At 58.0% G+C, this 14,583-nt stretch carries 13 protein-coding genes and 3 tRNA genes; 11 read left to right on the top strand and 5 right to left on the bottom strand.

The genetic code is table 11. The annotated features are described in order from the left end of the window. The first annotated feature begins 43 nt into the window (after window positions 1-43). Entirely contained in the window at window positions 44-1,918 is a 1,875-nt protein-coding gene (locus ASD60_RS04910; RefSeq protein WP_056852918.1) for an MFS transporter, read from the top strand. 123 nt (window positions 1,919-2,041) lie between these two features. On the opposite strand, the gene sugE is transcribed toward ASD60_RS04910, so the two are convergent. From sugE to rdgC, 3 genes are all read right to left on the bottom strand, one after another. Next, window positions 2,042-2,356 (bottom strand): quaternary ammonium compound efflux SMR transporter SugE, encoded by a 315-nt coding sequence (gene sugE, locus ASD60_RS04905; RefSeq protein ID WP_056852917.1) that lies wholly within the window; start codon window positions 2,354-2,356, stop codon window positions 2,042-2,044. A gap of 118 nt (window positions 2,357-2,474) precedes the next feature. Continuing rightward, window positions 2,475-3,440: a bile acid:sodium symporter family protein gene (locus ASD60_RS04900; RefSeq protein WP_056852916.1), complete on the bottom strand. Its 966-nt coding sequence runs from the start codon at window positions 3,438-3,440 to the stop codon at window positions 2,475-2,477. 158 nt (window positions 3,441-3,598) lie between these two features. Beyond that, window positions 3,599-4,519 carry a recombination-associated protein RdgC gene (gene rdgC, locus ASD60_RS04895; RefSeq protein WP_008060875.1) on the bottom strand — a complete coding sequence of 307 codons (921 nt, stop codon included), beginning with the start codon at window positions 4,517-4,519 and terminating at the stop codon, window positions 3,599-3,601. Between the two features lie 159 nt (window positions 4,520-4,678). On the opposite strand from rdgC, the gene ASD60_RS04890 reads away from it, so the two are divergent. From ASD60_RS04890 to ASD60_RS04875, 4 genes are all read left to right on the top strand, one after another. Next, window positions 4,679-4,754, top strand: a tRNA-Val gene (locus tag ASD60_RS04890). A 19-nt stretch (window positions 4,755-4,773) separates the two neighbouring features. Further along, window positions 4,774-4,843, top strand: a tRNA-Asp gene (locus tag ASD60_RS04885). Window positions 4,844-5,031: 188 nt separating this feature from the next. Beyond that, a tRNA-Val gene (locus ASD60_RS04880) sits at window positions 5,032-5,107 on the top strand. A 275-nt stretch (window positions 5,108-5,382) separates the two neighbouring features. Further along, window positions 5,383-6,753: a hypothetical protein gene (locus tag ASD60_RS04875; protein ID WP_056852915.1), complete on the top strand. Its 1,371-nt coding sequence runs from the start codon at window positions 5,383-5,385 to the stop codon at window positions 6,751-6,753. Here ASD60_RS04875 and ASD60_RS04870 read toward each other — a convergent pair. Both ASD60_RS04870 and ASD60_RS04865 read right to left on the bottom strand, forming a co-directional pair. Continuing rightward, on the bottom strand, window positions 6,742-7,887 hold the full coding sequence (locus ASD60_RS04870; protein ID WP_442965981.1) for a catalase family protein: 1,146 nt from the start codon (window positions 7,885-7,887) through the stop codon (window positions 6,742-6,744). The two genes, ASD60_RS04875 and ASD60_RS04870, sit on opposite strands and share 12 nt — an antisense overlap. 29 nt (window positions 7,888-7,916) lie before the next feature. Further along, window positions 7,917-9,725: a di-heme-cytochrome C peroxidase gene (locus ASD60_RS04865; RefSeq protein WP_056853162.1), complete on the bottom strand. Its 1,809-nt coding sequence runs from the start codon at window positions 9,723-9,725 to the stop codon at window positions 7,917-7,919. A gap of 266 nt (window positions 9,726-9,991) precedes the next feature. Between ASD60_RS04865 and ASD60_RS04860 the strand changes: the two genes are divergently transcribed. The 6 genes from ASD60_RS04860 to ASD60_RS04835 form a co-directional block, all read left to right on the top strand. Further along, window positions 9,992-10,705, top strand: a complete 714-nt coding sequence (locus ASD60_RS04860; RefSeq protein ID WP_056852913.1) for an FKBP-type peptidyl-prolyl cis-trans isomerase — start codon at window positions 9,992-9,994, stop codon at window positions 10,703-10,705. 293 nt (window positions 10,706-10,998) lie between these two features. Next, window positions 10,999-11,454, top strand: coding sequence for a YkvA family protein (locus tag ASD60_RS04855; RefSeq protein WP_056852912.1), 456 nt, complete (start codon window positions 10,999-11,001; stop codon window positions 11,452-11,454). Between the two features lie 114 nt (window positions 11,455-11,568). Continuing rightward, window positions 11,569-11,913 carry a helix-turn-helix domain-containing protein gene (locus tag ASD60_RS04850; protein WP_056852911.1) on the top strand — a complete coding sequence of 115 codons (345 nt, stop codon included), beginning with the start codon at window positions 11,569-11,571 and terminating at the stop codon, window positions 11,911-11,913. Then, window positions 11,910-12,281, top strand: a complete 372-nt coding sequence (locus tag ASD60_RS04845) for a hypothetical protein (RefSeq protein ID WP_003223109.1) — start codon at window positions 11,910-11,912, stop codon at window positions 12,279-12,281. Before ASD60_RS04850 ends, ASD60_RS04845 begins: the two co-directional genes overlap by 4 nt. Next, entirely contained in the window at window positions 12,282-12,689 is a 408-nt protein-coding gene (locus ASD60_RS04840) for a tetratricopeptide repeat protein (protein ID WP_056852910.1), read from the top strand. A 208-nt stretch (window positions 12,690-12,897) separates the two neighbouring features. Continuing rightward, a partial coding sequence (locus tag ASD60_RS04835; protein WP_236708403.1) for a DUF6531 domain-containing protein occupies window positions 12,898-14,583 on the top strand: 1,686 nt, incomplete at its 3' end.

The following is a 14,583-nucleotide window of genomic DNA, read 5'->3' as shown; positions in this document are numbered from 1 at the left end:
GAAAACCCGGCCACTTTTACCCAACCTCAGGGAAACATGGAAGATGAGTCACCCCTCACAGTTCACCTTGCTGCGCACACGTCGATTCCTGCCGTTCTTCGTGACCCAGTCCCTGGGGGCGTTCAACGACAACATCTTCAAGCAGTCGCTGATCCTCGCCATCCTGTACAAACTCACTATCGACGGTGATCGTTCGATTTGGGTCAATCTGTGTGCGCTGTTGTTCATCCTGCCGTTTTTCCTGTTCTCGGCGCTGGCCGGGCAGTTCGGGGAAAAATTCGCCAAGGACGCGTTGATCCGTCTGATCAAGCTCGGGGAAATCGCCATCATGGCGGTAGGCGCGATCGGTTTCATGTTCGATCACCTGTGGCTGATGCTCGTGGCGCTGTTCGCCATGGGTACGCACTCGGCGCTGTTCGGGCCGGTGAAGTATTCGATCCTGCCGCAAGCCCTTCGCGAAGATGAACTGGTCGGTGGCAACGGCCTGGTGGAAATGGGCACGTTCCTGGCGATCCTTGCCGGGACCATCGGCGCCGGGATCATGATGTCTTCCAGTCATTACGCCCCGGTCGTTTCGACGGCGATCATCGGCATTGCCGTGCTCGGTTACCTGGCCAGCCGCGGTATCCCGCGGGCTGCAGCGGCGACCCCGGAAATGCGCCTGAACTGGAACATCTTCAGCCAGTCCTGGGCCACGTTGAAACTGGGCCTGGGGCAAACCCCGGCGGTGTCGCGTTCGATTGTCGGCAACTCGTGGTTCTGGTTCGTCGGGGCGATTTACCTGACGCAAATCCCCGCCTATGCCAAGGAGTGGATGCACGGTGACGAGACCGTTGTAACGCTGATATTGACGGTGTTCTCGGTCGGTATCGCCGTTGGTTCGATGCTCTGCGAAAAGCTCTCCGGGCGTAAAGTCGAAATCGGCCTGGTGCCGTTCGGTTCGTTTGGCCTGACCGTGTTCGGCTTGCTGCTGTGGTGGCATTCCGGGGGGATTCCCGACAGCGTTGCGGGCCATGGCTGGATCGACATTCTCGGCTTTGGCCACACCTGGCTGGTGTTGCTCGACATCCTCGGCCTCGGCGTCTTCGGTGGTTTCTACATCGTGCCCCTGTACGCGCTGATTCAGTCACGCACCGCCGAGAACGAACGTGCGCGGGTGATTGCCGCCAACAACATTCTCAACGCGTTGTTCATGGTGGTATCGGCGATCGTTTCGATCATCCTGCTGAGCCTGGCCAAGCTGTCGATTCCGCAATTGTTCCTGGTGGTTTCGCTGCTCAACATCGGCGTCAATGCCTACATCTTCAAGATTGTTCCCGAATTCACCATGCGCTTCATGATCTGGCTGCTCAGCCATTCCATGTACCGGGTGGAGCACCGCAATCTCGAACGGATTCCCGATGAAGGTGCTGCGCTGTTGGTGTGCAACCACGTGTCGTTCGTCGATGCCTTGTTGATCGGCGGTGCAGTGCGTCGGCCGATTCGCTTTGTCATGTACTACAAAATCTACAACCTGCCGGTGTTGAACTTTATCTTCCGTACGGCGGGGACGATTCCGATTGCCGGACGTCAGGAAGATATCCAGATCTACGAACAGGCCTTCACGCGCATTGCCCGGTATCTGAAGGAAGGTGAGTTGGTGTGCATCTTCCCCGAAGGCAAGCTGACGGCGGACGGCGAGATCAATGAGTTCAAGGGTGGACTGACGCGGATTCTCGAGGAGACGCCAGTGCCAGTGATTCCGTTGGCTTTGCAGGGGTTGTGGGGAAGTTTCTTCAGCCGCGATCCGGGCAAGGGATTGTTTCGTCGGCTGTGGTCGCGAGTGACACTGGTGGCGGGGCCGGCGGTGGCGGTTGAGGTGGCCGAGCCGGCCAAACTACAGGCTTTGGTTGGGGACTTGCGCGGGACCGTCAGGTAGTTGGTGACTGTACTGGCCCCATCGCGGGCAAGCCCACTCCCACAGGGATTGATGGTGTGCTCCAAATAGGTGGCACAACGTAAATCCTGTGAGAGCGGGCTTGCCCGCGATGGCGGTAGTGGCCTAAGCGCTGACCTTGAGCCCAACCAACCCGGCAATAATCAACGCCACACTGGCCAGCCTGAACAACGCCATCGACTCACCGAACAGGATGATCCCCGCAATCACCGTACCGACGGCGCCTACGCCAGTCCAGACTGCATAGGCCGTACCCAGCGGCAATTCCTTCATGGCAAGGCCCAGCAAACCAAGGCTGATCGCCATGGCCGCGAGGGTGAGGGCAGTGGGGAGTGGTCGGCTGAAACCGTCCGTGTACTTCAGGCCCACAGCCCAGCCGACTTCAAACAGGCCGGCGAAAAACAGAATGATCCAGGACATGTAAGACCTCATCGATTGACGGGGTCGTCCCCAGATTGATGACTCGATCGAGCCGCGAGGTCGTCCTCCCGGTGCGCAATATAGTGCCCAGCATTAATCCGGGGATCAAGTTGCCGGATCAGTCGGTGGCTTGCTGACCCGCGACTTTCCGGTCTTGCTTCTCGCTCATGCGGCGGAAATACGTCGAAAGCAGCGCGCCGGAAATGTTGTGCCACACACTGAACAACGCACTCGGCACTGCCGCCAGCGGCGAGAAGTGTGCACTGGCCAGCGCGGCACCCAACCCGGAATTTTGCATGCCGACTTCCAGTGCCAGGGATTTACGCTGGGCCAATGGCAGCTTGAATACGCGTCCGGTGAAGTAACCCAGCAGGTAACCGAAGCTATTGTGCAGCATGACCACCGCCATGATCAGCAGGCCGGATTCGGCGATTTTCGCCTGGCTGGCGGCGACGACGGCAGTGACGATAATCACGATGCTCACCACCGAGACCAGCGGCAACACGTCCACGGCGTGACGAACCTTGTCCCCGAGCAAGCGCTGGGCAACCACGCCTAATACGATCGGCAGCAGCACCACTTGCAGAATCGACCAGAACAACTCCATGAACGAAACCGGCAGCCAGGCCGAAGCCAGCAACCAGATCAGCGCCGGCGTCAGCAGTGGGGCGAGGAGGGTGGTAACCGCAGCGATGGCCACCGACAGTGCGAGATCGCCACGGGCCAGCCAGGTCATGACGTTTGAAGAGGTGCCGCTAGGGCAGCAGCCGACCAGGATAACGCCGACGGCGATTTCCGGCGGCAGATGGAATGCCTGGCAGAGCAACCACGCCACACCGGGCATGATCACGAAATGCGCAACCACGCCGAGAGCCACGCGCCATGGATGGCGTGCGACCTCAGCAAAGTCTTCGAGTTTGAGGGTCAGGCCCATGCCGAACATCACCAAACCCAGCAAGGGCACGATGGCACCTTTGAGGCCAATGAACCATGCCGGTTGCAGGAATGCCACGACAGCGAAAATCAGTACCCAGTAAGCGAAAGTGTTGCCGACAAAACGACTCAATGCAGCCAGTGCGCGCATGGCCTGATCCTTATTATGAGAAAAGCGTTAGGGAGCTAAGCATACGCTGCTTGCAAAAAAAGATCGCAGCCTGCACCAGCCTCGCCTCAGGAAAAAGTTTTCCGTAGGCGCCGCCGAAGGCTGCGATCTTTTTGAGTGCCGATTATCTGGGAAAGAAGTCAGATCCCCTGCGGAGTCTCTTCGCCGCCCAACGCTTCAACCAGCGCCGGCAGGAAATCGCCGAAGGTCAGCATCATCAGGGTGAAGCTGGCATCCAATTGGCCGAGGGCTTCGTCGCCGCCGTCCTGTTCTGCCTGGTCTTGCAGCAAGTCTTCAAATTTCAGGCGCTTGACCACCATCTTGTCGTCGAGCACGAAGGACAGCTTGTCCTGCCAGGCCAGCGACAGCTGAGTGACCACTTTGCCGGTGCTCAGGTGCAGCTGGATTTCTTCGCTGGTCAGGTCCTGACGCTTGCAGCGCACAATGCCGCCGTCTTCGTGGGTATCGCGTAGCTCGCACTCGTCCAGCACAAAGAAATCGTCGGCGGCTTTCTGCGTGGTGACCCATTCGGTCATGGTCGCGGTCGGCGACATCTTCACCGTCAACGGGCGCACTGGCAGGGTGCCGATCACTTCGCGCAGGGTCGACAGCAGGTCTTCGGCCCGTTTCGGGCTGGCCGAATTGACGAGGATCAAGCCTTGTTTCGGCGCGATGGCAGCGAAGGTCGAGGAGCGGCGAATAAAGGCACGAGGCAAGAAGGCCTGGATGATTTCATCCTTGATCTGGTCGCGTTCTTTCTTATAGACCTTGCGCATTTGCTCGGCTTCGATCTCTTCGACCTTTTCCTTTACCGCGTCCCGCACGACGCTGCCAGGCAGAATACGTTCTTCCTTGCGCGCGCTGATCAGCAGGAAATCTCCGCTGACATGTACCAGCGGCGCATCCTCGCCCTTGCCGAACGGGGCGACGAAACCGTAGGTGGTCAACTCCTGGCTTGCACATGGGCGCGCCAGTTTGGTGGCCAGTGCAGTTTCCAACGCCTCGGCATCAACAGGCAGATCTTGGGTCAGGCGATAGATAAGCAGGTTTTTGAACCACATGGGGTGAGTCTCTCCTTTATACAAAGGCGGGCATTATTGTCCTCCGTGTGCCATAGGCCAACCCTTCTCTAAGCCTTTGGAAGGCATCAGAAAATTAATTAAAAAAGTGCTTGCCAGAGGTAGGGTCGCTCCGTAGAATGCGCGCCACACCGAAGCGAAGGGTGATTAGCTCAGCTGGGAGAGCGTCTGCCTTACAAGCAGAATGTCGGCGGTTCGATCCCGTCATCACCCACCATTCGTTTTCAGTGTTACGCGCAGCGGTAGGGTTAGAATACCGGCCTGTCACGCCGGGGGTCGCGGGTTCGAGTCCCGTCCGCTGCGCCATATTCGGTAACCTGGAACACTGAACGCCAGGTCACCACGGAAAAACCCGCCAAGGCGGGTTTTTTTATGAATGGAGTTCCTGCAGGTTGCATCGTTTCACCGGTTTTTAGATTTTTTTGAAAAAAACTTCAATTAAATCAACACTTTATAAAAACCTGTGGCATAATGTGCCCCGCAACGAAGGTAAAGGGTGATTAGCTCAGCTGGGAGAGCGTCTGCCTTACAAGCAGAATGTCGGCGGTTCGATCCCGTCATCACCCACCACTTTCAACGCTACGCGCAGGTTAGAATACCGGCCTGTCACGCCGGGGGTCGCGGGTTCGAGTCCCGTCCGCTGCGCCATATTCGGTAACCTGGAACACTGAACGCCAGGTCACCACACAAGAAGCCCGCTTTATGCGGGCTTTTTGCTGTCTGGCGTTTGGCAATTCTGTGTATATAACTATGTAGTGCCTGCAAGGCACGCAGCTTTCGGATGATGGGCAACGTTTCCATGACAGTCATGGGAAGTGTTCGATATCTACCGAGAGACTGAAAACATGAATACCCTCCCTCCTGAAACTATTGTTTCGTCATCGGCTGCCGCTCCGGCAGCAGGATCGAATCCGGCTTTTCTGACCTGTGATGACGCAGCGGCCTTCATGCATGAGTCGTTGAAAGGTCGGCGAAATACCGAATTCACCGGCTTCATCCTCAAAAACACGGAAGGGCGCTTTTATTGTGCCCTGGAAGTGAAGAGCGCCGATGAACTTGCTGACACAGAACTCCCCCGCGATTTCCCGTTAACCGTAGCCGTGAATCTTGTCGGTGAGATGGAAGTGCCCAGCGGCTATTCCCTTGAAGCGAGCCTGGTCTCCCGCGTCGACAAAGCAAAAGGTTTCGACGAAAGCGCCGTAGAGTGGAACCAGCGCAACCTTTTCCATTCGGTTGCTGATTTGCACGCGGTCATGTCTTCGCGACGTCAATATTCCAGGTGTTATCTGTCGGCCAGTGATGGCGGGCTTATTGCCTACACCTCAAGCCTTTCCGACTTCGAGAAGGAGTTGTCGCCAAGGCTTCAGCTAAAACCTGACGGGAGACCGCAAAACTTCGAGAGTTTGTATGAAAGAGGTGCAATCCCGAGCAGTGTTCTGATTTTGCTGGCGGTTGCGGCGGGTGAGGTAACCACTGTGGTAGCCGGTAGTCTCTGGAGGCGCAGGGGCAGGCTCAAAGCCAGTTGGAGAAACGACATACTGCAACATAATCCGCCAATCGAGTTGATGCCTGTCTGTGGTCCGGTTCTAAAGGATGTCAGTGCTGTGGCTCATTATCTTCATGAACACATGCTCAAGTTATCGCACCTGCAGCAGCACGTCGGCATCATTCTCAAGCATAAAACTCAGGACGTTTTTGTCGTCACCGCACCGGTGGCGAGCGATTACGCCAGTTTTGACCGGCACACTATCTTTCCCAAGGGGCCTCAGGCAAACGTGCTGCTGCCGTCACAGTTTCGGATTCATGGCTTCTATCACACCATGAACGCTATCGCTGATGACAGGCTGCCCGCGCAGGAAGTGCAGCTTTATAAAAACTTTTTCTCTGCCAATGATCTGCGCATCGGGTTAAGCCGTTTTATCGACGCACCGCATCATCGGATATTTCTGTGTACGCCGAGTGGGGCTGTTTTGCGATTCTCCAAACCGGAACCCGAAAAGCTGCAAAACCTGATGGCGCAGTTGGATCCCCAAAACGCTGACTATCAAGATTTTGAACAGAAGATTCTTAGCGGTGAGATGCGTGTGCAGGCGTTTGTCGATCGGCTGGCGGCTGCCGGAACCCTGAGCGTCCTTTATCCTGGCGATGTCTGGGCAAAGGGCAGGGTCCAGGCTCCAACGGCGATTGTGATCATTGGGGGCGAGTCAGCGCAATGAAGCCTCGGCATTGCGACTGTGTCGATAGTCACTGACCGCCTCATAAACAGCTTTGCGCAGCCGATTGATTCCGCCGATGGGGCGGTGCGCCTCAAGCCCGAACCACGGATTGAACGAAAGGTTGTCGCATTGCAGATTCTGCGCAGGCGTATCGAAATCCTGAGGCGGCAAAGTGATCCGTGCCACCGTTTCGAACGGGGAATCCTGTTCACGCCATTCGATGCTGGTGTCCTCGATCGGCATGTACTTGTTCGCATCCTGGCGCTGGATCTGCAAGGCAAAGCAGGCCGGCACCCGGTCGGTGGACAATTGCTGGTTAAGAGCATTGCGCAGAAAGTTCGGCAGATCGCGGTTTTGCCTGGGTAAAACGTATACCGGGCAATTATCCGGATCCGGCATCACCCGAAACTTCGCATTCGCCTCGCCGAACTTGTACGGCGATACAGAGAAGTAAGTGCTTTGCGTCGGGCTTTCTGGCGGCGGGGACAGCGTTGCCAGCGCAATGAACAGGTGGCGGACCTGCCAGGTTCGCGGATCCCATCCCGGAAAAAACGCCATGATTTTTTGCCCATTGGCTTGAGCCGCGACATTCTGCCGATACTCGGCAACATCGCTGACAAAGAAATTCGGATGGCTGAACATCACAAAGTCCTGTTCATGCTGCCCCTGCCGGTCAGCAAGCAGCGGCGTACCCGCAACATCGAGCAATTTGATCGCCATGCCTCGGGCATCGCGCATGCTGTCGAACTGCGGATAGGCATTGCCGTTGGAAAAACGCAGGGTGGCCTGCCAGACCTTGCCCGGCTCACTGAATACACCCTGACGCAGTTCCTGCGCCAGTTGCGGCAACACCTGCACTTGGGCTTTGACACAGCCATGTGCCTTGGCGTGGGCGTCGCGCAGATAACGGATGCTCTCACGGTGCTGGTCGACGATGCGCACAGCGGTCTGGATCACGTCCTGGGTCATGGCTGATTCGTCGTCCGGAATCTGTTCCAGTGCAGAAACCGGTCCACGGTGCTGCCAGACGAACCACGCAGTAGTCAGAGCCCAGGTCAGCAGGCCGATGCCGAGCGCGATCAGCAAGCACTTGCCGAGCAATCGGCCCAGGCGCAACCACAGCCTGGCAAGCAATTGCAGATCCTTCTTGAAGGTGGTCATGATCATGGCAGTTGCGCCTCCAGCGGGCCGCCCAACACTTTCAGGTACTCCAGCAGCGCCCAGCGCTCTTCGGGTAACAGCAGTCGGCCAATGACACCTCTGCCGCGCTTGCCGGCGCGGAATTCATGACCGCTGTTATGGTTGCCGGTGATGCGGGTATCGAACAGGAAGCCATTGGTGAACGCTTCTGTGCGATAACCCAAATGCCGCGGATCGTATTCGAAGGTGCCTTTGTAGAACGTGGTGGATCGCTCATCTTGAGGCGACAACAATTGATAAAGGGTGGGAACCGAGCCGTTGTGCAAAAACGGGGCAGTGGCCCAAACCCCTGCCAGTGGGCGAGCCTTGTAAGCGACCTTTTCGCGAACGCCGATAGGCAGGCCGAAGCCATCGAGCCGAGGCTTCTCTTGGGCAGTGACATCGGCTTCACGATAAGCGCGCTTTTCGACGAACGCGGTGACATAAGCCAGGCCCCTGGCTACCGATAGCTGACTCAAGTCCAGCGGTTCCTTGGGCGTGGGGTGCAACTTCACGTCCATCTGCTCCAACTCTGCCAGGTTCCATTGCAGGGCGGTCAAATCAAATCGGTGGTTGGCGATATTGTTCGCCGCGCTCGGATCCGTACCGATGAAGTCCACTGGCAGCATGTGCAAACGTTGCACCCAGCGCTCACCTTCCTGAGTCTTGTGCGGGACATGGCAGCCGGCGCAATTTTCGGCAAACAGTGTGCGGCCCCTGGCTGCGAGCGGTTTATCGACAATGCCGAACAGGGCTTGCGGCCAGGTGGGTGGTTTCAGGCGCTGCAGGGTTTCTTCGATCGCATGCAGGTCGCGCACGCGGACGCTGGAGGCGTAGCGCTCGTCGCCTTGCAGGGGTTGGCCGTTGGCGTCGAAGAAACTCAAGGTTGCGCCGACGCCCAGCGCCTCACCGATATTGCGTGCCATCGGCTGTTGCGCCGACCCGTTCCATTGCACCCAGTCGAACGTCCACATGTCCCATAGCTGTGGATAATCCACCGGGGCGTTGGCGACGCGATAGTTGGTCGGGGAAATGGCGTCTCCGAAGGTTGCATTGGCAATTCGGCCAAAAGCATCGGTGCGGCCAGGACCTTCCTCGGTGGGGTAGAGACCGCGATGGGTATCGTTCCAGGCGACCTTGAGGAACGTGTTCAGCGAGTTTTTGAAGTCCCTGCGCAGTTGCGCATGAGCAGCATCGTAGTTTTCGCCCAGTACTTGGCGGGCGAAACGCTCGAACTTCCAAGGGTTGTAGTAGGTAGATGTCAGGCTGGCGACCAATGCCTGTCCGAAACTCCCGCCGCGCAACGTAGGAACGCTGGAAGGCAAAACATGTTGCGCCGAGCCACCATCGATGCGCACCGCCTGGCCGTTTAACCGCAGTTCACCGGTGTGGCAAGCGGCGCAAGTTATGTCCAGATATTGCTCCGAACTTCCGGGGTTTCGGTGCCGGGTGAAGCCTACCGGCAAGTTGCCGGGATTGTTCGGCGTGGCTTTTTGCTGGGGATCAATCAGAAATCCAAAGCGAGCGAGGTATTGCGGTGAGGCGAAACGCTGTTGCGAGAACGGCAGTTCGAGGGCTTGGAACCACTCGTAGCGCAGACCTTTGACCTGTGTGCCCTGAGGCGTGAAGTAATAGGTTTGCCGTTCCTCGGCACTCCACTGATCCAGGTAATGCACTTGCTGCACTGGCGAATGGAAGGGCAATTTGGGGTTGGCGATGTAATACAGAACCACGGCCAGCCCAGCCACCAACAGAAAAACGACCACAATCAGCAAGCGGAGGAGGAGGCGCAAGATGAACATCCTTGTCGATTTTTTGCCCGTTATGCCTGAGTGGCCAATTAGCGGCAAGAGGCCATTACGCCATATGTCATCAGGGCAGAACTGCCTCCTTCAGATCAATCTGACAGAAGTTTCATCATGCTCAACTGCAAAAGCGTTTAAACACCTGAACTTATCGTAAAACTCTTGCTCTCATGCCGGTAGCCATTGGTCGTGGCGGCCTGATAAGCTCGCGGCTTTACTCGATTGCCCTTTCGGCGCATGAACAAGGAAATAGCATGAAACAGCATCGGTTGGCAGCGGCGGTTGCCCTGGTTGGCCTGGTACTCGCGGGTTGCGACTCGCAGACCAGCGTAGAGCTGAAAACCCCGGCGCAAAAAGCTTCCTACGGCATTGGCCTGAACATGGGCAAAAGCCTGGCTCAGGAAGGCATGGATGACCTGGACTCCAAAGCCGTAGCCCAGGGCATCGAAGATGCCGTCGGCAAAAAAGAACAGAAACTCAAAGACGAAGAGTTGGTTGAAGCGTTCGCCGCACTGCAAAAGCGTGCCGAAGAGCGCATGGCCAAAATGAGCGAAGAGTCGGCAGCCGCCGGCAAGAAATTCCTCGAAGAGAACGCCAAGAAAGCTGGCGTAGTGACCACCGCTTCGGGCTTGCAGTACGAAGTGGAAAAGAAAGCCGATGGCGCTCAGCCCAAGCCGACTGATGTAGTGACCGTTCACTACACCGGCAAGCTGACCAATGGCACCGTGTTCGACAGCTCCGTCGAGCGTGGCAGCCCGATTGATCTGCCGGTCAGCGGTGTGATCCCGGGTTGGGTCGAAGGCCTGCAACTGATGCACGTTGGCGAGAAGTACAAGTTGTACATTCCTAGCGAACTGGCTTACGGCGCTCAAAGCCCAAGTCCGGCCATTCCAGCCAACTCGGTGCTGGTATTCGACCTGGAACTGCTGGGCATCAAAGATCCGGCAAAAGAAGACGCTGCCAAGTAAATCGACGCCTGGGTCACAAACAACGCCTCGCTTATGCGGGGCGTTGTTGCATCCGGCATTTGGCGCGGATAAACAAAGCGAACAGATGCTGTAGGCTGGAGTCATAGCCAATGTAGGACCGCTGCTAACCGCGCAGGGCTGTCAAGTCAATGAAATCTTGGGTTTTTTTTGATGTGTAAAAAACGCCCGATCTAAGTTCGGCCCTTGTGTTGCGGGGCTTTCAGCCGTGAAAAGCAGGTCTGTTCACAAGGTTATCCACAATTTGTGTGGATAACATTCTAGTGGGAGGAATGATGAAAGCACCCTGGAGTTTCGCTCGTTTCTTGCCACTGGCCGGGCGCCTGATCGCACGTGGGCGATTGCCGACCTTGTTGTTCGCCGTGGCCAGCAAAAGTGCCAGCCAAGGTAACCGGCTGGGCAAACTTAAAGATGATTTGCGTCTGTTGCAGGCGCTTTGCCTGGCGTACTGGCGCGGCGAGTACCGGTCCATCAGCCCCAAGGCGTTGATCTCCGTGGTGGCAGGTTTGATGTACTTCCTCAGCCCGGTGGATGCGATCCCGGATTTCCTGCCTCTGTTTGGCATGATCGATGACATCGCCGTACTCGCCTGGCTCATGAAAGTCCTCGACGATGAGCTCAACGCGTTTCGCGCCTGGCGTAAACGGCAATTGCCGGAGAAGCTAGCCGTGGTTGAGCGCTTGCCCGATACGCCGGAACAACTTCACCTTCAGGGACCGAAAAAAAGATAAGTCGACCCCGACTTATCCTCAGATAGATACCCCCCGCGACCTTAGCCGCTGTTAGGATTACACTTCTAGGGAAAAGTGCCGACTCGCTAAGTGTTGTTGTCCTACGGGGTAGTCATGGATATTCAGATAATTACACGCGAAGGCGAGCCCGAATATGCGGTTTTGCCATGGGCTCAATATCAGGCTCTACTGAAAGCAGCAGGCATCAAAGAAGCACCGTCGAGCCCGGCCCCGGCGCCGCTGGCCGCGACAAGCCAAGACCCGACCCTTCCAGGTCTTGATCAACTACGCAGTTTGCGCGAAGGAAAGGGCATCGCCATTGAAGCGTTGGCCCGCACGGTAGGCATCAGCCCATCCTATCTGGCCATGATCGAAAGTGGCGAGCGTCTGCCCGACGCCGCGATACGTCGCAGCCTGGCCTGGGAGTTGACGGTGCCGGGGTGGAGGGATGAATCGTGAGCGTACGCATCAGTCGTCAACACTGGGATGGATTGCTGGGTGAGCTGGATCAGGCGCGCCGGCAGCGTCATCTACTGACTTATCGAGCATTGCTGGAGCGTTTGCAGTTGCCGACACCGGCCATGCAAACCTTGACCGCGGCACTGGAACATCTGGCCGCACTGGACGCCAAAGCCGAGCAGCCGCTGCGCAGTTCGCTGGTGATCAGCCAGGGTGCCAGCCGCCTGCCACGTACCGGTTTTTTTGAATGCGTCGAGCGACTGGGGCGCTTTTCCGGGCCCTCCGATGGCGTCGCAGCAGCGTCGTGGCATGCTTCGGAAGTGGTGCGTGTTTTCGAATACGAATACCCGGAATCGGCGGAAGCCTGAATGTTTTTTCGACTCAAGGCGCGGGCTGGGTACTGGCTCGCGCGCAGGCTGTTTCACTGGTCATGGTTTGTGCGTCAACCGCGCGGCTGGAAATGGCTTGAGGGCCAGTTTGCCCGCATGGCGAACCTGGGCGATGTCGGTGCCCAGAGCTTCTATGGTCACATCCTGACCTTCCGCGGCGTCGGACTGGGGGCTCGCGAGGAAGGCATACGCCTTCTGCGTCTGGCGGCATTGGGCGGGGATGGCAAAGCAGCCTATCAGGTCGGCGTGATCTACCTTTCCGGAAGCCCGAGCAAGGCGCCGGATCCGGCTGAAGCGGCGCGGTTCTGGACCATCGCCGCGAAGGCCGGACATCCGCTGGCGCAGATCAAACTGCAGGCGCTGGATTCCCCTGATAGCACGCATTAAAGACTGACCTGTTTGCTGAGCGCGGCGCTGGGATCGACCCCTGCGCCGCGTTTTTGCTTTTAGCGAAACGCCCTACAGCAACCTCATCCTTGCCTGACTTCTTTCCCCGCTGAACCCCCGCAAAGTCCATTGCGCCAAATTTCCTGCGCGAAGGATTGCTTATGTTCGACCCGGTTTTTTACGTGGCCCCAGATGTTCCGGTGGGCTGATGGATCACGTCACCCGTATTGAGCGAGAGCTCGACAGTTTCCCGGACACCCTCACGCTGTACCGCCAACAGCTCAAGCGATGGTTCAGCCAGACCGCCGATCAGGTCAGCCGCGCTACGGACATGCCTTCGCTGATGGGCATGGAGCGGGTGATCAAGCTGGGTAATACCAGCACCGTGGTCAGTAGTGCAGACGACGACTTCATCTCGACCGTGGCGCAGTGTCCGAAGGGTGGAATCCTGCACATCGAGAGCAAGTTCGAGTCGGTGTACGACGTTCCGCTGGGGAACATCAAGGTTGATGTGATTGCGGTGGAGGGTGGCGAGACGAAGCCGGTGACCCTCGACGCAGACGGCAAAGGTGAGTTCGAGGGAGAGCCGGACAAATTCTATCGCGTGCGCGTGCAAGGCGAGGTCACAGAGGCGCAGGTTGAAGCGCTGTTCTCCTCCTACGACGGCCTGTCCCTGGACCTGGACAAGTGGCTGCGCAATGAGTGGGAGGGGTTCAAGCCGCAATGGTCGCAGTCCTCTTCAACCGCCGTGGGCAACGGCTTGCTGGCCGGGAGTTGGGCGGCGATCGAGGGCGTGTGGGACGGGATCAATCTGCTTTCGGACATCCTCAAGGATCCCGAGGCGTTTGTTGCGCGACTGGGCAGCAGTGCAATTGCGTTGAAGGAAATGGCGCAGAAAACGCCGCAAGCCATGGCAAGAATCCAGCTGCTGGCCAGTGACGAAGCGGCCCTGTGTCTGCTGTTGCGCACGGCCAGTCTCTGGCTGGAAATGCTGCCGCCCAGCGTGATCGCTGGCAGCACCGCCGAAGCGCTGTCGAAGGTCGTGGTGGAGTTGCTGATCGACATCCTGATCGCCATCGTCCTGACCTTTGCCACGGCCGGGGGCGGTGTGGCCTATCTGGCGACGCGTTTGGCGGGGCGGGGCGCGCAGATGATCAGTGCGCTGACGCGTCTCGTCAATGCGTTGTTCGCCATCGTCAACACCTTCAGCGGTTACATTGACCGCTACAAAAATGTGGCCGCACGGGGCGTTGCGGCGGGCCTGAAAAAAGGCCGGATGCAACTGCGCTGGAATGCTCGCAACAACACCTCGCTGAAAAAACACGAGCACCACGACGACGCCTCGCAACAGGCGAAAAACCCCAACGGCGACAGCGCCGACGCCGCCGACCGCACCGCCACCCATGGCTGCCCGTTGTCGCTGGTCACCGGCGAAGAACTGCTGACCCTGACCGACGGCGTGCTGGACGGCCTGCTGCCGTTCGAATTCACCCGTTTGTATCGCACCAGCGCGGTGGAGATCGACAGCGGCCTGGGCTTTGGCTGGAGCCATTCGCTGGGCCAGCGCCTGGAGATCGACGGCGACACGGTGGTGTGGATTGATGCGGAGAATCGCCGCACGCTGTTTCCCTTGCCCAGCGCGGCCCGCCCGGCAATTCACAACAGCCTGTCGCGGGCGGCGATTTACCTCGGTGATGCGCCCGAAGAGCTGATCGTCGCCCTGGCCGGTGAGGCGGCGCGCTTTTATCACTTTGTCGGCGGGCGCCTGAGTGCGATCAGCGATGCCTATGGCAAACGTCTGACCGTGCAGCGCGACATTTCCCAGCGCATCCAGCGTCTGGATAACGGCGCCGGACGTGGCTTGCTGCTGCGTTATGAGCGTCGCCATTTGATC

The sequence above is a fragment of the Pseudomonas sp. Root562 genome (assembly GCF_001427125.1).
In the GTDB taxonomy this organism is placed as follows: Bacteria; Pseudomonadota; Gammaproteobacteria; order Pseudomonadales; family Pseudomonadaceae; genus Aquipseudomonas.
Note: the sequence above shows the minus strand (reverse complement) of the source record. Positions and strands in the feature narration are given on the sequence as shown.